This is a genomic window from Altericroceibacterium xinjiangense (assembly GCF_003958635.1).
GTDB classification, from domain to species: Bacteria; Pseudomonadota; Alphaproteobacteria; order Sphingomonadales; family Sphingomonadaceae; genus Altericroceibacterium_A; species Altericroceibacterium_A xinjiangense.
The window spans coordinates 1-19,568 of record NZ_RSEK01000006.1; the positions used below are offsets into that span (position 1 = coordinate 1).

Sequence of the window (19,568 nt, forward strand, 5' to 3'; positions counted from 1 at the left end):
GACGCACCGCCGGAAAAGCTTCTCAGGCCGAGGCACGAAAAATCGAAAACGCAAGGCGGCGCCCAGACCACGCTTACGTAGTATGAGCCGCTAATGTTCCTCAGCACTGCGAGCGCAGCCCCGGCAGCCGCACCCGTCATGACCTGGCCGGCAGCAATTACCCTCTGCATCGCGCTGCTCGGCGCTGTTCTTGGCATTATCAACACATGGAACAGTGTGAGCCAGAGACGCGTTAAGTTGCGCGTGAGCCCGGCCTGGGCTGTTGGTCCGTTCGGCGGCGCCTTCGGAATCGAAGTTACGAACCTCAGTGCTTTTGCGCTCACGATCTCGGAGGTTGGTTTCCTCCATAATCGGCCGGTGTCGTCAACTCCCGCCCGGATAGTCGTCTCTGATCCTGTGGTGACGGACGGGAAGCCCTACCCTCGTCGACTTGAACCGCGCGAGCAGGTGACGGTCTACTTCGATCCTAGAACCATTCCGCCCGGCAAGCGCCTCTGGCGGGCATATGCGAAAACGGCATGCGGTGAACTTAAACACGGCGGAAGCCCTGCGCTTGATCAGCTTGAGGGAATGGTCAGCGGAGGCAGTTAGGCTGCCCCCGGTCCACGCCCGGGATGTTATCGCTCACCACAAGCCGGTGCTATCAGTTTCGGGGCTTCGCTGCCTTTCGTCGGACATGCCTTCGGCTGGCGCACCCGAGGTATATCCCGGCTGTTTTGAGACTTCTGCCACTGCTTCAAAATGCGAAACGGGGATGCTTAGCATTACCGGATAGAGACCGTGGGCCCGCAGCTGGACTTGTACGCGACCATCTTCCACGTAGCGCGAGAGTTGGTCCTCGGTCGGCGTCAGCTGAAAGCCTTCCCCGAGAGTGCATTTGCGGTATCTCGATGCGCTGCAATTTACTACGCCTCGATCACCGAAGATCGCCTTCACTTCTTCGCCTCCGCGAAGAACTGCCTGGTCGTATCGTCGCCAGTCCCCTTCGTAGTAGAGACGGCCCATGACGATCACGGGGCTGAGCCCACCAGCATCCTTGATCGCAGCAACGAAGAGTGTGCCGAAGTCGTTATCCAATTCGATTTTTGGCGCGGTGTACTCCGCGCGGCCGGAGAAATCGTCAGCCTCAATGTCAACCTGAACCCCGTTCGAGGCCAAGACATTAACCGCGCTCTCCTGCGCAGCCGCTCCATTCGTCGCCACTGCTGCAACGGCTATCAATAGCCTGAAAAGGTACTTCATTCTGCCTCCCAACTCGATCTTCCCTGCTGCCGACTTTCAAGCAGCCAGTGCAGTTCAGGCGGTCTCGCTGCTCATCCCGTACGCACGGGCAATCGTGCCGAGCGCCGCGATGATATAACCCTTGTGTCCGGTTGCCATCGCATCAGCTAAGAGTTCAGCGTGGTCCTCTGCGCTGTCGAGGTACTTTGCCGTGTCGAATGGTTTGGTTTTGAGTGCCATGCCGGGCCATCCTTTCGTCTGCCGCTCTGCCCACTCGTACATCATGACGGCGGTAACGGAAAACGGCGGCATCCCTACCCTGCTCTCGTTCGGCAATTCCCGCCGTTCGCGCCGCCCCTGCCGCTAGCACGGGCCCAGGAGCTTGGGATGACCCTCATTTCCCCTCTTACCGAAGACGAGAAGCGCCGCCGGCGTCCGGGTGGAACGCTAAAGAATGGCGAGTACCTCAGCTTCGATATTTCGCTTCGTGACAGCCTGAGCAACGCCACTTTCGCAACCGATAGTGCACCAAATCCTGCTGATGCGGATCAGCGCGCCTCAGCAGCTTCCGCGGCTAGCCTGAATGATTGGCGCGGCACACCGATCGGTCTCGCATATCCCAGAGACCTTCATTTGGCCAATCCCGAAAGCCTTGCTGCGCTCGCCGACGCGGCCCGGGAGCGTGCTGCCGAGGATCTAAACTCCTGGCGCTACGCAGATTGAGGCGGGGCAATGGCAAAAACTCTCAAAGAGCGCCTCGCTTCCGCGAAGGCTAATCCCGCACGCCTGCGCCTCACTGATGCGATCGACCTAAAGCAAGACATGCAAGCTGAGCGCGAACGCCTTCTGACGGTGTTCGGTGTGGCTTCGCAGGAGGCTGCTAAGTTCGAACTCGAAGATGAGGATCGAGAAGCCGCCTTGCGGGATGCGGAGCGCTCGCTTGCTGCCGCGCAAGGCTTGGCTGCTGAAATCGACGAGATGTCAGCGATCATTGCCGACAAAGACGCGAGTGAAAAGGCAAAGGCCAGTGCGGCGGAACGTCAGGCGATTTTGGCGGAGCGTGACGCTCTCGCCGCGCGCATCCCCGCCGACTACGAAAAAGCTTCCTCGCTGCTAGTCGACCTTGCGAAGGCGATCCTTGCAAATGAAGCCCGTATGGCAGCTGCCGGCATCTACGAGCAAAGCGCAGAGGCCATCGCTCGTGGCGGGCTGCATGTCGGGATGATGCCCCTGTCTCGTCTAACAAAGATCCGCCTTCCCAAGCTGCGGGAAGCCGGCAATCTGTGGCCGGTCGCTGATCCGAGCCCAGCGGTGGGCATGTTCGATGATGCTCATTTCCGAACTGAGATCGCCGCCCAGGCAAAGGCGCGTGAAGATGCCTTTGGTCGATACCGTCTGAAGTACCTTGGCGGAGGTATGGTCACGTTCTCCGCCCGTGTTCCCGGCACGACTGCGACGGAGCGCAAAGGCCTGCTCAGCGGCGCGCGCGAAGCTTGGGAAGGTGAAATCGAGCATCGCGAGGCAGAGAGGCTGCGCGCAGCTCGTGTCACGGTCGAAGAGATTTCCACACCGGAAGCAGCACAATGATCCCCGCGGCCCTACCTTTCGGGCCGTCTGAGGGCGCGGGGCGAGAGGTCGAGCGCTCGCCCCGCGACAAATCCCCGGCTCTAGGGTTCTTCACTCCCCTTTCCGGCCGGGGGGCGGGAGCGTTTCGGTACGCTCCCGCCAACTATTTCGAGGACAGACAATGGCAGATCGCGAAGTCGGCGAAAGCATCATCAACGAGTTGCTCGCGAAGCTTGCCGAGGGGCAATCGCTCAACACGATCTGTCAGGATCCTCACATGCCGAACCGAACAACGGTTTGGCGCTGGTCGAATGGCGACGACGAACTCGCCCAACGCCTGCTTGAGGCACGCGAGATCGGGTTCTTCGCGCGGGCCGAACGCGCCGTGGAAGACGCCAAGGCTGCAAAGGATCCTATCGCCGGCCGCCTCGCGTTCGACGCTGAGCGCTGGTATCTGGGCAAGCTCTCAAACGCCTTCCGCGACAAGCCTGTTGCCATTGGGGCGTTCGTAGGTGTCGGCGGTGACGACGCCTTCGCTGCCGTCGCGGGCGCACTTGACCGCGCTGCCGCCTCCCTTGCGAGCAGCGGTCACAGCACGCAGCCAGTGGTTATCGAAGGCAAGGCCCGACCAGGTGACACCACCGGGCGACTGGCCGATCTGGCTGGCCCTGGCGGGGAGAGGCTGGGGGAAGACCAGGACGGGGGCTGAGGACGTTGCGTGGTTCGGCGCTCAGAACGCTGGTTCACGCATCGCGATCGTGGCGCCGACCATTCAGGACGTGCGTAACACCTGCATTGAAGGCGAAAGCGGTCTGCTCTCGGTCCTGCCGAAGGCTTGCGTGGAGACGTACAATCGCAGCCTTGGAGAGCTCATCCTGTGGAACGGCACCAAGTTTCAGGGCTTTCCCGCGACTGAGCCGGATCGGCTTCGCGGCCCGCAGCATCATCGCGCTTGGGCGGATGAGCTTGCTGCATGGTCTGACCCTGACACCTGGGATCAGTTGACGTTCGGCCTTCGTCTCGGAAATCAGCCACAAGTTGTCGCAACCACGACGCCAAAGCCGACGCCGCTTATTCGCCGGATCGCGAAGACGCCGGGCGCGATGATCACGCGAGGATCCACCTTCGACAACGCGGACAACCTTGCTGCGAGCGCGCTGGCCCAACTCCGCGATCGGTACGAAGGAACGCGCCTTGGCCGGCAGGAGCTCTATGCGGAGTTGCTGGAGGACGTGCAGGGCGCACTCTGGACCACGGCAGCGATCGAGGAGCTCCGCGTTCGTGGCGCACCGGACATGAAGCGCATTGTGGTCGCCGTTGACCCGTCAGGCACTTCGGGTGGCGGCGCCGGAGACGATGTCGGCATCGTCGTGGCCGGAAGGGGCGTGGACGGTCGGTTCTACGTCCTTGAGGACGCGAGCTGCAATCTGTCGCCCGATGGCTGGGCCCGCCGCACCAAAACCGCGTACGATCGCTGGAGCGCGGATCGCGTCGTGGCCGAGCGCAACTTTGGCGGCGCGATGGTTGAAAGCGTCCTCCGGACTGCGGCCAAGGATCTGCCGGTAAAGCTGGTGACCGCTTCTCGGGGCAAGGTCGCCAGGGCTGAACCTGTCGCGGCGCTATATGAGCAAGGCAAGGTTTCGCATGTCGGCGAGTTCAGCGAGCTCGAGGACCAGATGTGCGCCATGACGCCCGGCGGTTACGTCGGCGAAGGCTCACCCGACCGGGCAGATGCGCTGGTCTGGGCACTGACGGAACTGCAGGGCAGCGGATACATCTACAACCTTGAAGGGGCACTCTGATGGCCGAACTCGATCCCGTGATACTTCGGTTCAAGGCGGAGAATGATCGCTACTTGGCCGAACTCAGGCGCACGACCCGCAGTGTGGACGAAGCGCTCGGCTTGCAGGAACGCAAGGTCAAGGCGCTGGAATCGCAAATGCGCGCGTCGTCCAGTCAGATTGCGCTCAGCATCAAGAGCATCGGCGGGGCTCTGGGGGCCTACTTCAGTGCGCAGGCCCTGACCGGATTGCTTGATAGCTTCACACGGCTGCAGAACGAACTCAAAGTTGCTGGGCTGGAAGGCGCCAGCCTCGCGGCCGTCCAGGAGCGCTTGTTCGAAGTCGCAAACCGGAACGGCGTGGCGGTCAACTCGCTCGCGGAGCTTTACGGTAAATCAGCGCAGGCTGGCCGGGAGTTCGGTGCTTCGCAGGAACAACTGCTCGGGCTAACCGAAGCGACTGCGCTGGCCTTGCGTGTATCCGGTACTGACGCGCAGCAAGCCTCCGGTGCAATCCTCGGACTAAGCCAGGCGCTGGCGTCCGGCACCGTGCGCGCCGAAGAATTTAACCAGATGAACGAGGGCGGGTTGCGCCCGCTTCTGCAGGCCGCTGCCGCGTCGGATCGTTTCGGCGGCTCCGTCGCTAAGCTACGCCAGGAGGTGCTGGCAGGCACCCTCGGTAGCCGTGAACTGTTCGACCTAATTCTGAAGGGATCGGAGCAGCTGCGCGGACAGGCCGCGAACGCCACGCTCACCCTGTCAGGCGCGTTCGAAGCGCTAAATAACAAGCTGATCGAGTACGTCGGGGGCGCGGCCTCAGCCAGTGGCGCAACCGGCGCACTGGCGCAGGGAATCGGGCTGCTGGCGGATCACTTGGACGAGATCATTCCGGCGCTAACCGTGATTGCTACGCTGCTCGGCGGACAAATGGTGGCGAGCCTTGGCCGAATGGCGATCGGGACGACGAGCGCTTCAGCTGCTGTGTTTGCCCTGCAAGCCCGGATGGTAGGGGCTGCAACCACAGCCGAGGCACTCACCTTTGCGATGGGCGGCCTCTCCGCCGCACTGCCCGGCCTTGCGATCGGGGCGCTGGTGCTAGGCATCGGCTACTACGTCTTGAAGGCACAAGAGGCTGAGCGTGAAAGCGCAGCCCTGAGTGCCTCAATCGAACAGCAGGCCGTGAAATTCGGAACGCTGGGCGAAAAGATCAGCGAGGCCGAAGCGGAAACAGGAAAGCTCAACGATGCCCAGCGTGAGGCGTTGACGGGCGTAGCCAACCTGACCGGAGAGGCGGACAAGCTGGCAAACGCATGGGGGCGCGTGGCAGCGAGCGCCAAAGCTGCGGCAATCGAAACCGCACGAGCGGCTTGGGTGAGCAATGCAAGCAACACGCTGCAGGCCAAGGCCGCGTACCAGACCAAGCGCGAAGAGATATTCCAGGGCGCAGCAAAGCGGCCGTTTGCCGAGCGTGGACTTGGAGCCGATGCGCCCGCGGTTAATGCGGAGCAGGCGCTGAGGGTCACGGACAGCGCCGTCAAAGAGACGAAGGAATACAAGGACTGGCAGCAGTCCATTGCCAATACTCGGGCGGCACAGGAGGCGCTCAACAAGCTTCTAGATCAACCGCTGACGGAATTTCGCCAGGCGGATGCGCCGGCCGCTCCAGGCAAACCCGCGAAGCCCGGCCGCACACCTCGCGCTCGCTCAGGCCCTTCCGCCGACGACATAGCCCTGCGCTTCGCCGATGAGCAGGATCGCCTTACGATGGAGGCGCTGTCGGCTCAGGAGCGGATTGCCACCAGCGCCAAGGAGCGGGCCGACCTGCAGAACCAGATGCTCGATATCGAGCGAGAGGCCCGGCTGCGGGAAATCGCGGCAAATGAGGATTACTCTGCCCAGCAGAAGGCCGCGCTTCGGGCTCAGGTCGAGGCGCTTTACGGTGCTGCTGCAAAGGTGGACGAGCAGGGCAATGTCATCACAGCCGGGTTGCTCAACCGGCAAGTGGCAATTGACGAGTTGGCCCAGCTTGATCGCGAAGCGGCCGACTTGGCCGACGAGCAGTACCGCGCGCAAGACGACGCGCTGCGGGCGCAGTATGACCTCGCGGACACGCAAGACGAACGCCGCCGCCTCGCGCTGGAAATCTTCGATGCCGAGCAGAAGTATCGGGACGAGATGCTGCAAGCCGTCATCAAGGCGCACACGATCAACGGCATTCAGGACCACCAAGCGCGGCAGGCCCAGATTGCGCTCGATGCCCTGCGCAACTCCGAAGGCTTGCGTCGCGATGCCGTTATCCGACAGCAGCAGGGACCGCTCGGGGCCTATGCGGACAGCCTGACCGACCCGAAAACACAGGTCGAATACGCTGTCGTCCGTCGATTGCAGGACGTGGACGACGCCATTTCCGATGCGGTCAGCAAGCAAATGGGGGTCAAGGATCCGCTTATCTCGGACCTGATCTCCATCCTGATCGAGCAGACGCTCATCCGCCCTATGATCGACAATCTGCGCAAGGCTCAGGGCGCTTCCGGGGGTGGCTTACTCGGGATGGTCGGCAGCGTGGCCGGCGCGATCGGGTCCGTATTCGGTGGCGGCGGGCCTGCCAACCTCCTTGCTGGGACACCCTATGGCCGCGCATCCGGCGGCTACGTGGCCCCGGGTCAAACCTATCGCGTCAACGAAGGCGCCTCGCCGGGCAAGGTCGAGGGCTTCATGTCGCTAAATGGAGGACACATCGTGCCGCTCGGCCGAATGAACGCGGCGCGCGGAGGTGGATCGACGCAGCCGGCGGTGGTGCGGATCGAGGTGGCGGAAGGCCAGATGTTCGAACCCCGCGTGCAGCAGATCAGCGGTGACGTTTCGGTGCAGGTGGTGCGGGCAACTTCGTCCGCCATCGTGGATGCGTCGGCCAACGAAACCGTCCGACGTCTCGGAAGGCCACGGATATGAGTGGAGAAAGGAAGCATGATGAACGATGAGATGGCACAAGCCCTCGCCCTGAAGCTCCAACAGGACGGGAAAGATATCTCCGCAATCCTCGTCGAGAACATCGCGGCGGAAGCCGAGAGGAGTGGACGCCCGCTCGACCCGGTCAACGTGGCAAATGCAATGGGGCCCCTCCTCTCGGCCGCCTGGGAGCTGGCGAAACTCGCGCACGCGAATGAAGCAGAGGCCCGCGTGGGCTACTCTGGACTGCTACGGCAGGTAGCCGACAGCATCGGCAAGCTACCGCCGCCGGAGGGCTGAGCATGCCCTTGATCGGAGCACGGAAGCACATCCAGCGCCTGCGCCGGCTTTCCAGCCCGAAGATGCAGAAGGCCATCGGGGAGGCAATCTACGAGGCTGCTGACGCTGTTCGGGCGGAGGCTCATCGTTCGATCTCGGCCGGATCGGTTTCCGGCAAGAATCACCGGCCCAGCGCTCCCGGGCACGCACCTAATCGCGATACGGGCATACTGCAGGCCCACCTGAAGGCTGTACAGACCGGCAGGCATGAAGCCGAAGTTCGCAGCGAGGCGCCATACAGCGCCGCGCTTGAGTTCGGCACGAGCAAGATGGCTGCGAGGCCGTTCCTACGGCCAGCGCGGGATAAGGTGGCCAAGGATCTTCCGAATCTTGCGATCGAGAAGATCAACCGGGCTCTGCGCAGCAATTAGTCAGCGGGGCTGCAAACATGCGCCTCGCCCAAAGTAGCGCGCCAGCGTCGTCGGATTCAGAGGCTCAGCCCTTTTTCAACCAGGCGACGGATGGCTTCGGCGCGCGAGGGAATATCTGGCTGCTTCCGCCGCCAATCGTCGATTGTCTCGAGCCATTCCGGCGAGACGCGCATCTGGAACGCTACTGATTTTTGGTCGGCCATGTCCGCCATGTAGATACATTGTTGACAGGTGGTCAATAGTGCATGTATTTACATGGCGGACAGCAAGGGAGTTCCCGCTCCCAAGCTGCCCTAACCACAACCGTTCCAGGAGAACGATCATGGCTGACAATATCGTACCTTTCCCGCGTCCCGGCGCAAACGACAATCACGACCCTAAGCCGCCGCAGCCCGGCCTTCGCTCATTCATCGTCTATGACGAGATGCCGAAGGGTTTCATCACTCACGAACAGGCCGGGGATCAGAACTCGCCCCACATGCGAGAGGGAGAATTCGCGGTGATCGACACCAGCGATCGCCACCCCATGCAGGGCGAAATGTTTCTCGTTCAGTGGATGAACGGCAATCGCTCCATCATGACCACTGAGATAATCGACGGTTGGCCCGGTTGGGTTTTCTCGACCTGTCGTGGCGAGATGATGTGCAATCTGGACGGCAGTCCGGACCGGCGAGTTCGCTGGGTCGATGGCCCCTACAAGCTTGTTCACGCGATGGAGAAGATCGTTGGCCGTGTGGTCGGCATCTATCATCCTGACTTCCGCGCTCATCTGAAGGATGTCGTATGATGGATCGCCGCACATTCATGGCCGCGAGCCCGGCTGTAATCGGATTAGTCGGTACGGCAGCTCCAACAGCCGCGCGCGCCTTTGATTCGAGCTTCGGCCCTGCCGACACCACGGCATGGGATCGAGCCCTTGCGACATACCGAAGGGCGGAAGCGCGGTACGAGCAGCTCTGCGACGAATGCGCGGCAGCGGATCAGGCTGTCGCTCACGCAACTCCAGCACGAGTGGATCGCTACTTCGAAGAGTACGGGCTGGGCATCGGCATGACCCGAGCGCAAATCGCCTTTTACCTCGCTCACTACAACCTGCGGGCCAAGGTCAAGATTGACCAAAACGCGACGCTGGAAGAGTTCGAGGCCTACCAGAACCAGACGCTGGCAGCGCGGAAGCGGTTCAGGACGTTTGAGTTCGATGCAGCCCGGCGGGCTTATTACCCCACTTATGTTCAAGCGCAGAACGATCTGATGAAGGTCCCGGCGCCGACAAACGCCGCACTGCTGATGAAGGTGGAGATCGCAACCACGTCGCAGGACGAGGATCATGCGGAATCGATGCTGGCCGATGCCCGCCGCCTGTTGGGAGATGCATAATGGATCGCCGTTCGTTCATAGCTGCCGCGCCTGTCGCTGCCACAGCTCTCGCAATTCCCGCTTCCGCATCGGCTTTCACCGTTCGGCCCGACCGCACAGCATGGGATGCGGCGATGCGGCGCTATCAGCAGGCAAAGGCAGAATGGGAAGCGTTCGATCCCACCTACTCCCGCATCTACGAAGGTTGGGAGGCTGGGCGCCCGAGCATGGACATGATCCACTGGAAGGAGTTCTCTTTCAGAGATCGCGACCGCTTTGCGCGAGTGGTCGACCTTGATGCCGAGTGGGAAAACTTCGTCGCTGGCGAAGGCAAGACGTGGGGCAGCCCTGACCCCGAAACCACGAAGGCGAGGCGTCGGGCTGCGTTGGACTCCGTGCAGGCGTTTCGGGATGCTGAAGCCAATCACGATCGCAACAGCGGTATGGATGAAGCCGACCGTCGTGCGGAAGAGCTAGGCGACCGGATGTACGACGCAGAGTGGGCACTGATGTATATGCCAGCGCCAGACCGCGCCGCCTTGCTCCGGAAGATCGAGAAGCTGTTGAAGGTCGAGGATGCCAGCACCGCATCTTGGACCGCGGAGGCTGTGGCACAAACCATAGCCGATGCTCGCCGCTTGTTGGGAGATGCGTGATGGCAACGGTTGTTCCCTTCCCGCAGCGGGCTGTGCCCCTTGACCACGAGTGGCGCACTGAATTGCTCGAGCGTGCCCCGGCGATAGTCGCGCGTAGCATCGGAGCCACCGATTGGCTCACCCAGGTAACCGCTAACTGGTGGCGCGATCAATTCGTTGAGGAATTTGGCCGCGAACCTGCCCCAACCTCGCTGGTGCCAGGCTCCGCCGGCTGACGTCTTCCGGCACCCGTGCCGGATTACGTTCGCCAGTTGTTCGGGGGGAAGTGACGGCGGAGGCACATCAAGAACCAAGAGCACCGAATACTGGCGGATGCTTCGGGACTTTTGCGGGGGGTGAGGTTCGTCTTGGTCAAAAACTGCCCCCGCCGAAGCAGGGGCAGTTCCTACGCGGAAGCGCCCCCATCGAGGCGAAACGAGGCTGAGCACTTCTGCCTAGCATACGGTCCGCCAAGATCGCTGTTCCCGCTGAATGCGGCGCGGTTACCACGTAGCGAAAACTGGCCGACCCTAATCTACCATGGAGGCAACCAGTCACTGAAGGTCTGACACCATGCCGCAGACGGCAAAAGCGCGCGATTACCTCCCGTTCGCCTGCCTAGTTTTCGGGGCAATCTTAGGCGCGATGGGCCTTGCATCCGCACTTCCTTACCTGGGGTATGTCCCCGCGGGCTCGGTCACCCCGTGTGAAGCGGTCGAGGGCCGGGATGCTCCCGCCGCAGCGTCCGGATAACCGCCTCTGCATACTGGCGCATGACGCGCTGCCAGTAGTGGCCGGCCTCATCCCACGGGTGCCATTCAGCGTGCGGATCGTTGGTCGCGAGGCTGGCCCACATTTCGCGCGCCATGTCCTCGGCCAGCGCTTCGTGATCGTTCGCATCGCAGAGACGGCAGCGTGTCACGTTTCGTCCTTCGGCTCAGTCGAGCGTTCGACACGGAAGCCAACTGGCACGAGCGGGGGAGGCGACCGCACCTGATAACGGTCGAGGCGGGCTAGAATCGTGTCCCGCAGCAGGTTGCGCGCCATGTCGGACTTGCGCTGGTTGGTGCTGGCCCAATCCCGGATCAATGAACGGGGAGCCTGTGACAGGATAAGCCCCACCTCGAACCGCAGTTCGTCACGGGTCATCACGCGGGGGAAGTCCTCTGCCATGCGGAACACTTGGAGAACATCGGGCGAGTCGGTCAAGTGGATGGGGTAGTAGAGTCCCCAGTCGCGCTCGTCGCCGAGCGTCGGGCCGAGTTGGTTTCGCTAGACCTTGTCCTCTGCCAGCAAGCGGGCATAGAAATCGTCGTGCGTACGACGAACGCTGGCGGTGAGGATATCGGTCTCTTTCTGGTCCATCGACTTCCGATAGGCTGCAGCGATCTGCTCAACGGTTTCGCGATTGATGACGCCAGACCGGTAGAGAGTCTCGATGAGAATGTGCAACTCGCTGTCCACAGCGACAGCGTGACTGAGGCCAAACCGCTCGATCTCGTCGAGTAGGGTTTTGGGATCGTTCGACATGGATCATCTGCTCCTCTCCAGAAGCAACGCGTCCATGGCCCATTTTTTCCCTTGCTAGATCAACCTGGCGATTAACAGCCTGCAGCAGGCCTTGGAAAGCACCGCAGACGTGCGGAAGCGATCCTTTTGGCGGAGCCCTGTAGTCACCAGCATCCGCCGGCGAGCCATGTTGCATCCATGTTGCATGGAGCCGCCGATATCGGATCGAAAACGGCAGAAATGAGTGGGATTCAGTGCGACAACGATGCAGCACGAAAAGGGTCGCCCTTCACCCTCGCCCAGCCGTAAGTATTTGGATTTGCTTGGAAACAATGGTGCGCCCGACGGGATTCGAACCCATGGCCCCCAGATTAGGAATCTGGTGCTCTATCCTGCTGAGCTACGGGCGCGCCGGGGCCGGTTTAGAAGCGCCGGGCGCGCGGCGCAATCCTTCGCCTTCAATTGAGATCTTCGGGCGGCGCGACCGGAAAGGGTAGCGGCGCGACGGGGATGCCTTCCTCGACCAGTTCCTGCGCTTCTTCCACGCTGGCCTGTCCATGAATGGCCTCTGCCTCTTGTTCGCCGTAATGCATGGCACGCGTGGCTTCGGCGAAGTCGGTGCCGACCCATTTCGACGATTTCAGCGCTTCGGCCTGCGCGGCGGCAAGCCGCGTGAGCGCCTCCGCCAGCTGGGCGGGCATTGGATGGTTGGCAACCGGCCGGGTTTCGGCCGGAACGGGCAGGTCCGCGCGCTGATTGCCCTTGCGGCCGACCGCGGGAGCCATTGGTGCTTTTCCCACTTCCAGCGAACCGCATTCCGGACACGACACGAGGCCCCGCTCCAGCTGAGCGGAGAAATCCCGGGATGATCCGAACCAGCCTTCGAATCGATGGCCGCTGTGACAGGAGAGGTCGTAAACGATCATGCTGGTCGCGACTGAGCGATCGCCCGCCGGTTGGCAAGACTCGGCAGTTGCGCGCGGACTTCGGCGAGCCGGGAGGCTTCAATCTGGGCGAACCCGAGACCCGGCGCATCCCCCATGTCGAGCAGGACCTCACCCCAGGGATCGACCACCAGCGAATGGCCGAAAGTGCTCCGCCCATCCTGGTGCTCGCCAGCCTGCGCGGCGGCGATAACATAGGCGCTCGCCTCAATCGCCCGCGCACGCTGCAGCAGGTGCCAATGCGCCTTTCCGGTCGGCACGGTGAAGGCCGCCGGGATGGCGATGGCGTCGCAGCGCTGACGGCCCAGTTCCTCGAACAAGGCCGGAAACCGGATATCATAGCAAACCGAAAGCCCCAGTCGGCCAACCGGCGTTTGTGCGGTAACGACGCGGTCTCCCGGCGCATAGGCTGCGGATTCCCGCCAGGTTTCTCCCGTCGCCAGTTCCACGTCGAACATGTGGATCTTGTCATAGCGGGCAGTGATCGCACCCTCCGCATCGATCACGAAGGACCGGTTGGCCCAGCGTCCGTCCTCGCGTGCAACCGCCAACGATCCTAGCGCGACCCAGACACCGTTCACCCGGGCCGCTTCCCGAACGGCGGCAAGCACCGGGTTGTCCGCTTCCGTCACGACGTGCTGGACCGCACGTGCGCGGTCACGGTCGAGCAGACCGGACATCTCCGGAGTAAACAGCATCGCCGCGCCGCCCTTGCCCGCGTCCTCGATCCCGCGGATGAGGGAGCGGGCATTCTCCGCCGGATCGATTCCGGCGGTCATCTGGAGAAGGGCAACGCAGGTCATGCCCGCGCCTTGTCAAAGGCCGAGCAGGCTGTCCAGCTTGCCTTCGCGATCCAGCCGGGCAAGATCGTCGGACCCACCGATCAGCTTTCCGTCGATGAATATCTGCGGCACGGTGCGCGCGTTCGGATTGCGCTCCAGCATTTCAGCCTTCTTCGAGCCGCCCATTGTCACATCGTAATCCTCGTAAGCCACGCCCTTGCTGTCCAGCATGTGCCTGGCCCGGGAGCAGTAGCCGCATCCGAACTTCGAGAAGATTTCAACCTTGGGCGTGCTCACGCGTGTTTCCTTCTGAACCAGCGCCCTGGACCTCTTGAACGGCGCTTTTCTGTTACATATCTGGTCCGTGCCAGCCTGTGCCAACTGGGCAGGCGGCGATGAGACGCCGGGCTTTTTCCGGGTCTCATGATTCAAATTGCTCAAAGGAGGATTTGTTTCGTCATGACTCGTTTCGATTTTACCCCCTATCGCCGTTCCACGGTTGGATTCGACCATTTGTTCGATCTGCTTGAAAACCAGGTCCGCAACACTCCTGTCGACAACTACCCCCCGTTCAACATCGAACGCCGGGGTGAGGATAGCTACCGGATCACGCTGGCCGTCGCGGGTTTTCGCCCCGACGATCTCGAGATCACCGCGCAGCAGAACCTGCTGGTCATCCACGGCCGCAAGCGCGAGGAAGAGAGCCAGGGCGACATGCTCCACGTCGGCATCGCAAATCGGGGATTCGAACGGCGGTTTGAACTGGCCGACTTCGTCCGCGTGGAAGCCGCGGAGCTCACCGATGGCCTGCTGTCCATCGATCTCGTGCGCGAGGTTCCTGAGGCGATGAAGCCGAAGAAGATCAAGATCGGCGATCAGGGCAAGCTGCAGATCGTCGACCAGAAGGACGCTGACTCCACAGCCAGCAAGTCCAGGGCGGCCTGACCGTATCGGTGCAGCTCGAGGGGCGGAACCTACAGGGTTCCGCCCCTTTCGCGTCAGACGAGCCGGGACTGGTCCACGGCCGCCGCAATAAACCCCGCAAACAGCGGATGCGGATCGAAGGGCTTGCTCTTCAGCTCCGGATGGAACTGCACCCCGATGAACCACGGATGGTCCGGGCGCTCGACAATTTCGGGCAACAGGCCATCGGGCGACATGCCGGAAAAGACGAGTCCGCCCTTCTCCAGCGCGTCACGGTAGGCGACGTTAACCTCATACCGGTGGCGATGGCGTTCCATGATCCGCTCCGCCCCGCCGTACATCGTGGAAACGTGGCTGTTGCCAGCAAGCCTGGCTTCGTAGGCGCCCAGCCGCATGGTGCCGCCAAGGTCGGAATCCGCCCCGCGCTGCTGCAGCCCTTCCTTGCTCATCCATTCGGTGATGATGCCCACGATCGGCTGATCGGTCGGACCAAACTCACTGGATGAAGCTGCGGAAATGCCTGAGGTGTGCCGGGCTGCTTCGACGCAGGCCATCTGCATCCCAAGGCAGATGCCGAAGAACGGCACCTTGTGTTCCCGGGCAAAGCGCACGCTGGCGATCTTGCCTTCCGATCCGCGCGAACCGAACCCGCCGGGCACAAGGATCGCGTGCATCGGCTCAAGCTGGGCCGCGATGTCCGCGTCGTCCTGCTCGAAGATTTCGGAATCGATCCAGCGGATGTTGACCTTCACCCGGTTGGCCATCGCACCGTGGACCAGCGCCTCGTTCAGCGACTTGTAGGCATCCGGCAAGCCGACGTACTTGCCGACCACGGCCACCGTCACTTCCCCTTCCGGGTTGTTGTGACGATCGACAATGTCGGCCCAGCGGCCAAGATTGGGCGCCGGGTCCTTTTCCAGACGGAAGTGACGCAGGACTTCGGCATCGAGCCCTTCGGCATGGTACTGCAGCGGCACCGCGTAGATGCTGCTGGCGTCAAGCGCCTGGATCACCGCTTCCTTGCGGACATTGCAGAACAGGGCGATCTTGGCCCGCTCGCTTTCCGGTAGCGGATGTTCGCAGCGGCAAAGCAGCAAGTCGGGCTGAACGCCGAGACTGGTCAGTTCGCGCACCGAATGCTGCGTCGGCTTGGTTTTCAGTTCGCCCGCCGCCGAAATATACGGCACCAGCGTCACATGGACGACGGCGGTCCGGTCCGGTCCGAGCTCGTTGCGCATCTGGCGGATCGCCTCGATGAATGGCAGGCTCTCGATATCGCCGACCGTGCCGCCGATCTCGCACAGGATGAAATCGTGATCATCCGGGTCCGCCAGCGCGAACTCCTTGATCATGTCGGTAACGTGCGGGATCACCTGCACGGTCGCGCCGAGATAATCCCCGCGACGTTCCTTGGCGATGATCTGCTGGTAAATCCGGCCCGAGGTGATGTTGTCGCTCTGCCGGGCGGAAACCCCGGTGAACCGCTCATAGTGACCAAGATCGAGGTCGGTCTCCGCCCCGTCGTCGGTGACGTAGACTTCGCCGTGCTGATAGGGACTCATCGTCCCCGGATCGACGTTGAGGTAAGGGTCGAACTTCCGAATGCGGACCTTGTAGCCACGCGCCTGGAGGAGGGCAGCAAGACTTGCCGCCATCAGTCCTTTGCCAAGCGAAGAGACCACGCCGCCGGTGATGAATATATACCGCGCCATGGGATTTGGGCCTTACGCGCAAGCCTGCCGTGAACGCAAGCCGCTTGAGGACGAACCGCGCAATTGATCAGGCGGTGCGCCGGATAACCTGGATCAAGGCTGGACTACTGCGCCACCCCGGCGAGCGGATCGTCGTTCTGCACCGGCGCAGCCGGCACTCCGTCTGCTCCAACCGCCGGAACCTGGCCGGGAACGGTCTGGACAGGGATCGCGGTACGATCCAGCGTGTCGTCGATCGCGCGACTGGAGGTCGCATCCACGGCCACGGCCGCCAGGATGATCGACAGGGACACGAACGCAATCGCCAGGATCTTGGTGGTGCGGGTCAGGAAATCGGCCGCCCCGCGCGCCGACATCAGTCCGCCCGGGCTCCCGCCTCCGCCGACGCCAAGCCCGCCACCTTCCGAACGCTGCATCAGGATCACGCCCACAAGCGCGGCTGCGACGATCGCTTGGACCACTGTTAGGAACACGAAAAGCGACATGATTCAGGAACTCTTGCGGAAAAACGGTCAGCTTGAAGGCGAGATAGCGATGCCAGTACCGCGGGACAAGCTCAGCTCTCCGCAATCTCCGCCGCGGCCACGATGATGCCGACGAAGCTTTCCGCACTCAGGCTGGCACCGCCGACCAGGGCGCCGCCGACGTTGTCCGCCCGCAGCAGCTCAGCCGCGTTGTCCGGCTTCACCGATCCGCCGTACAGAATGCGGATTTCCGCGCCGTCTTCGCCGTAGACTTCGCCAAGCTTGGCCCTGATCGCGTTGTGCATCGCCGAAACGTCATCGACCGTCGGCGTGCGGCCGGTGCCGATTGCCCAGACCGGCTCATAGGCCACGGTCACCTTTTCCGGCGCGTTGGCGCCGTGCGGCAGGGAGCCTTCCAGCTGCCGGGCGACGACAGCTTCGGCCTGTCCGGCGTCACGTTCGGTTTCGGTCTCACCGACGCAGACGATCGTGAACAGCCCGGCGGCCAACGCGGCTTCGGCCTTTGCCTTGACGTCAGCGTCGCTTTCGTTGTGGTCTGCGCGCCGTTCGCTGTGCCCGACGATCACGAAGCCGGCCCCGGCATCCTTCAGCATCGAGGCGGAAACGTCACCCGTGTGGGCGCCGCCTTCGGCCGCATGGCAATCCTGCGCGCCCACGCCGATCAATCCTGCTTCCTTGCAGATGGGCTGTATGAGGGTGAACGGCGGCGCGAGAGCCACTTCCACCTTCACCAGCCGCTCCGCAGCGCGATTGATGGCGCGCGCCTCGGTCAGCATGGCGCGCGTTCCGTTCATCTTCCAGTTGCCGACGATATAGGGACGCTTCACCATTGATTTCCGATTAGTCCTGCTTTGCCGACAATTGTCGGTCTTAAAGGTCGCCGCCCGCTAATCGGCTGGAGAACTCTTGTCAAAGGCGCTTTTTATGAAACGCGCAAGGACACGCTCAACTGTTGCGGCCAAGGCGCATGGGAGATAAGGCCCCGCGCGAAAAGGGGCGCATCCTCCGTGCCCCCGCCTTAGTCGAAGCGATCTCATGCTGCAGCTGTTCCGAAGTTTCTTCAACTCCAAGCTGGGCGTGGTCTTCACGCTCGGATTTCTCGTCCTGATCGCCCTCGCTTTCGCCAGCGCGGACGTAGCGGGCGGCAGCATGTTCGGCGGTGTCGCCGGCGGAGACCGCGTGGCGGTGGTAGGCGACGAGACGATCACGACCGGCGATTTGTCGATGAACGTGCGCAGCCGCTTCGACTCGCTGCGTGAGCAGAACCCCACCCTGACGATGGAAGCCTTTATTGCCCAGGGCGGGGTCGAGGACGTGCTCAACCAGATGGTGCAGCGCGCCGCGATCGCCCAGTTCGGCAAGGAGTACGGGCTGCGCGCCGGAGATCGGCTGGTCGACAGCGAGATCGTCAAGATCCCCGCTTTTCGAGGACCGGACGGAACGTTCGACGAAAACCTGTTCCGCAGCGCGCTGCGCCAGCGCGGGCTGACCGAGGCCGTAGTCCGCAGCGATATTTCTTCGGGACTGGTCGCACAGCAGCTGATCACGCCGGTGGTCGAAGGGGCAAAATATCCCGATGCCGCCGCGCGCCGTTATGCCGCTTTGTTGAAGGAGCGGCGCCAGGGAGCGATCGCCGCCCTGCCCAGCGCGGCCTTCGCCCCTCAAGGCGCACCGACGGACCAGCAGCTTCAGGCCTATTACGCCGTCAGCCGGGACAACTATATCCGCCCCGAAAGGCGCGTGATCCGGTACGCCACTTTCGGTATCGATTCGCTGGGCGGCCGAGCCGCACCGAGCGAGGCGCAAATCGCCGAGCGCTTCCAGCGCGACCAGGCACAGTACGGCGCAAGGGAGGCCCGCAGCTTCACCCAGCTGGTCGTGCCGAGCCAGGACGTCGCGCAGCAGATCGTGACGCAGGTCCGGTCCGGCACCTCGCTTCCCGCCGCCGCCAGTGCACGCGGGCTGGCCACGGCCGAAATCGGGCCGGTCACGCAGAACGAGCTTGCCAACCAGAGCTCCGCCGCCGCGGCCCAAGCCGCCTTTGCTGCCGATCAGGGCGCAATCGTGCAGCCGCTGCGCGGTGGGCTCGGCTGGTATGTGCTGAAGGTCAACGCAATCGACCGCACGCCTGCTCGCACGCTCGATCAGGTGCGGGGGGAGATCACGCAGGCTCTGACGGAGGAACAGCGCCGCGCTGCGCTGGCAGATCTCGGCGCAAGGATTGAGGAAGAAATCGACGAAGGACGCACCTTGTCCGAAGTTGCGCAGGAACTGGGCGCCGAAGTCCAGACCACTCGGCCGCTGACCGCCGAAGGGCGCGTGTATGGCGATCCCGAAGCAACCGCACCGGAAGTGCTGCAGCCGGCCGTCGCCACCGCGTTCCAGATGGAGGAAGGCCAGCCGCAAGTGGCCGAAGTCGTCCCCGGCCAGACCTACCTTGTCTACGACGTAGCCCAGGTGACGCCTTCGGCCGCGGCGCCGCTCGGCGAAATTCGTGACGACGTGGTGCAGGCCTGGCGGCGCGATCAGGGGTTTGAGGCAGCCGGGCAAGCTGCGCGGCGGGTCATGGAGCGAGTGGCCAAGGGCGCGTCTCTCGCCGAAGCCATCCGTGCCGAGAAGGTGTCCCTTCCCGCCCCCGACTCCATCAGCATGAGCCGTGAGGAGCTGGCGCAGGCCGGACAGGTTCCACCCGCCCTCGCCTTGTTCTTCAGCATGGCCGAAGGCACGGTGAAGCGTCTTGCCGCACCGGGCCGGAATGGCTGGCTCGTGGCCGAGCTTGAGGATATCGAAGTCGGCGCCCTGTCCGCCGACGATCCGCTGATCGCGTCCACTCGGCAGCAGCTCGGCAGCGCGGCAGCCGACGAATACTCGCAGCAGTTCGTTACGGCCGCCCAGCGCCACGTCGGCATCGAGCGGAACGAGGACGCGATCGCCGCCGTGAAGGCCGAGCTTGCCGGCAGCATCGGGGGCTAAGCTGAACCAGGCTCCCTCAGCT

General features: G+C 63.0%; 25 protein-coding genes and 1 tRNA gene. 13 read left to right on the forward strand and 13 right to left on the reverse strand.

The genetic code is table 11. The features are described from left to right. The first annotated feature begins 93 nt into the window (after positions 1–93). Positions 94–591 carry a hypothetical protein gene (locus ELY13_RS08355; protein ID WP_126173457.1) on the forward strand — a complete coding sequence of 166 codons (498 nt, stop codon included), beginning with the start codon at positions 94–96 and terminating at the stop codon, positions 589–591. A gap of 33 nt (positions 592–624) precedes the next feature. Here the strand turns inward: ELY13_RS08355 and ELY13_RS08360 are convergent, their stop codons facing one another. Beyond that, a complete protein-coding gene (locus ELY13_RS08360; protein WP_126173458.1) occupies positions 625–1,242 on the reverse strand; it encodes a hypothetical protein in 618 nt (205 codons plus the stop codon). Positions 1,243–1,296: 54 nt separating this feature from the next. After that, positions 1,297–1,461 carry a helix-turn-helix domain-containing transcriptional regulator gene (locus tag ELY13_RS14980; protein WP_164549750.1) on the reverse strand — a complete coding sequence of 55 codons (165 nt, stop codon included), beginning with the start codon at positions 1,459–1,461 and terminating at the stop codon, positions 1,297–1,299. Between the two features lie 147 nt (positions 1,462–1,608). Here ELY13_RS14980 and ELY13_RS08365 point away from each other — a divergent pair, with 147 nt between their 5' ends. From ELY13_RS08365 to ELY13_RS08390, 7 genes are all read left to right on the forward strand, one after another. Beyond that, positions 1,609–1,944: a hypothetical protein gene (locus ELY13_RS08365; protein ID WP_126173459.1), complete on the forward strand. Its 336-nt coding sequence runs from the start codon at positions 1,609–1,611 to the stop codon at positions 1,942–1,944. Positions 1,945–1,953: 9 nt separating this feature from the next. Next, positions 1,954–2,808 (forward strand): hypothetical protein, encoded by an 855-nt coding sequence (locus ELY13_RS08370; protein WP_126173460.1) that lies wholly within the window; start codon positions 1,954–1,956, stop codon positions 2,806–2,808. A gap of 160 nt (positions 2,809–2,968) precedes the next feature. Continuing rightward, positions 2,969–3,496, forward strand: a complete 528-nt coding sequence (locus ELY13_RS15165; RefSeq protein WP_206436014.1) for a terminase small subunit-like protein — start codon at positions 2,969–2,971, stop codon at positions 3,494–3,496. After that, positions 3,420–4,589 carry a DNA-packaging protein gene (locus ELY13_RS08375; protein WP_206436015.1) on the forward strand — a complete coding sequence of 390 codons (1,170 nt, stop codon included), beginning with the start codon at positions 3,420–3,422 and terminating at the stop codon, positions 4,587–4,589. The genes ELY13_RS15165 and ELY13_RS08375 overlap by 77 nt, the downstream gene beginning before the upstream one ends. Further along, positions 4,589–7,519 carry a tape measure protein gene (locus ELY13_RS08380; protein WP_126173461.1) on the forward strand — a complete coding sequence of 977 codons (2,931 nt, stop codon included), beginning with the start codon at positions 4,589–4,591 and terminating at the stop codon, positions 7,517–7,519. Before ELY13_RS08375 ends, ELY13_RS08380 begins: the two co-directional genes overlap by 1 nt. 18 nt (positions 7,520–7,537) lie before the next feature. Next, positions 7,538–7,816, forward strand: coding sequence for a hypothetical protein (locus ELY13_RS08385; RefSeq protein WP_126173462.1), 279 nt, complete (start codon positions 7,538–7,540; stop codon positions 7,814–7,816). A gap of 2 nt (positions 7,817–7,818) precedes the next feature. Next, positions 7,819–8,226, forward strand: coding sequence for an HK97-gp10 family putative phage morphogenesis protein (locus ELY13_RS08390; protein WP_126173463.1), 408 nt, complete (start codon positions 7,819–7,821; stop codon positions 8,224–8,226). A 56-nt stretch (positions 8,227–8,282) separates the two neighbouring features. Here ELY13_RS08390 and ELY13_RS14985 read toward each other — a convergent pair whose 3' ends face one another. Further along, positions 8,283–8,429, reverse strand: a complete 147-nt coding sequence (locus tag ELY13_RS14985; protein WP_164549749.1) for a hypothetical protein — start codon at positions 8,427–8,429, stop codon at positions 8,283–8,285. Between the two features lie 119 nt (positions 8,430–8,548). On the opposite strand from ELY13_RS14985, the gene ELY13_RS08395 reads away from it, so the two are divergent. The 3 genes from ELY13_RS08395 to ELY13_RS08405 all read left to right on the forward strand — a co-directional run bounded on the left by ELY13_RS08395 (position 8,549) and on the right by ELY13_RS08405 (position 10,238). Further along, positions 8,549–9,013: a hypothetical protein gene (locus ELY13_RS08395; RefSeq protein ID WP_126173464.1), complete on the forward strand. Its 465-nt coding sequence runs from the start codon at positions 8,549–8,551 to the stop codon at positions 9,011–9,013. Beyond that, a complete protein-coding gene (locus ELY13_RS08400; protein ID WP_126173465.1) occupies positions 9,013–9,603 on the forward strand; it encodes a hypothetical protein in 591 nt (196 codons plus the stop codon). The genes ELY13_RS08395 and ELY13_RS08400 overlap by 1 nt, the downstream gene beginning before the upstream one ends. A gap of 113 nt (positions 9,604–9,716) precedes the next feature. Then, positions 9,717–10,238, forward strand: coding sequence for a hypothetical protein (locus tag ELY13_RS08405; RefSeq protein WP_126173466.1), 522 nt, complete (start codon positions 9,717–9,719; stop codon positions 10,236–10,238). Positions 10,239–10,914: 676 nt separating this feature from the next. On the opposite strand, the gene ELY13_RS08410 is transcribed toward ELY13_RS08405, so the two are convergent. From ELY13_RS08410 to grxC, 7 genes are all read right to left on the reverse strand, one after another. Next, positions 10,915–11,139 carry a hypothetical protein gene (locus ELY13_RS08410; protein ID WP_126173467.1) on the reverse strand — a complete coding sequence of 75 codons (225 nt, stop codon included), beginning with the start codon at positions 11,137–11,139 and terminating at the stop codon, positions 10,915–10,917. Beyond that, positions 11,136–11,390, reverse strand: a complete 255-nt coding sequence (locus ELY13_RS08415) for a hypothetical protein (protein WP_126173468.1) — start codon at positions 11,388–11,390, stop codon at positions 11,136–11,138. Before ELY13_RS08415 ends, ELY13_RS08410 begins: the two co-directional genes overlap by 4 nt. Before the next feature lie 99 nt (positions 11,391–11,489). Then, positions 11,490–11,747: a hypothetical protein gene (locus ELY13_RS08420; protein ID WP_126173469.1), complete on the reverse strand. Its 258-nt coding sequence runs from the start codon at positions 11,745–11,747 to the stop codon at positions 11,490–11,492. A 312-nt stretch (positions 11,748–12,059) separates the two neighbouring features. After that, positions 12,060–12,136, reverse strand: a tRNA-Arg gene (locus ELY13_RS08425). A gap of 48 nt (positions 12,137–12,184) precedes the next feature. Further along, the gene (locus tag ELY13_RS08430; protein ID WP_126173470.1) at positions 12,185–12,652 is read right to left on the reverse strand and encodes a DUF1178 family protein; all 468 of its coding nucleotides are present in this window, start codon (positions 12,650–12,652) and stop codon (positions 12,185–12,187) included. Then, entirely contained in the window at positions 12,649–13,473 is an 825-nt protein-coding gene (locus ELY13_RS08435) for a carbon-nitrogen hydrolase family protein (protein WP_126173471.1), read from the reverse strand. Before ELY13_RS08435 ends, ELY13_RS08430 begins: the two co-directional genes overlap by 4 nt. A 12-nt stretch (positions 13,474–13,485) precedes the next feature. After that, positions 13,486–13,749 carry a glutaredoxin 3 gene (grxC, locus tag ELY13_RS15350; RefSeq protein ID WP_277600647.1) on the reverse strand — a complete coding sequence of 88 codons (264 nt, stop codon included), beginning with the start codon at positions 13,747–13,749 and terminating at the stop codon, positions 13,486–13,488. Between the two features lie 162 nt (positions 13,750–13,911). Between grxC and ELY13_RS08445 the strand changes: the two genes are divergently transcribed. Next, complete coding sequence (locus ELY13_RS08445) at positions 13,912–14,397, forward strand: Hsp20 family protein (RefSeq protein WP_126173473.1); 486 nt, start codon at positions 13,912–13,914, stop codon at positions 14,395–14,397. A 53-nt stretch (positions 14,398–14,450) separates the two neighbouring features. Here the strand turns inward: ELY13_RS08445 and ELY13_RS08450 are convergent, their stop codons facing one another. The 3 genes from ELY13_RS08450 to tpiA form a co-directional block, all read right to left on the reverse strand. Next, positions 14,451–16,088, reverse strand: coding sequence for a CTP synthase (locus tag ELY13_RS08450; protein WP_126173474.1), 1,638 nt, complete (start codon positions 16,086–16,088; stop codon positions 14,451–14,453). 104 nt (positions 16,089–16,192) lie between these two features. Further along, entirely contained in the window at positions 16,193–16,573 is a 381-nt protein-coding gene (gene secG / locus ELY13_RS08455) for a preprotein translocase subunit SecG (protein ID WP_126173475.1), read from the reverse strand. A 71-nt stretch (positions 16,574–16,644) separates the two neighbouring features. Beyond that, the gene (gene tpiA, locus ELY13_RS08460; RefSeq protein ID WP_126173476.1) at positions 16,645–17,403 is read right to left on the reverse strand and encodes a triose-phosphate isomerase; all 759 of its coding nucleotides are present in this window, start codon (positions 17,401–17,403) and stop codon (positions 16,645–16,647) included. Positions 17,404–17,608: 205 nt separating this feature from the next. On the opposite strand from tpiA, the gene ELY13_RS08465 reads away from it, so the two are divergent. Continuing rightward, complete coding sequence (locus tag ELY13_RS08465) at positions 17,609–19,546, forward strand: peptidylprolyl isomerase (protein WP_126173477.1); 1,938 nt, start codon at positions 17,609–17,611, stop codon at positions 19,544–19,546. Positions 19,547–19,568 lie beyond the last annotated feature (22 nt).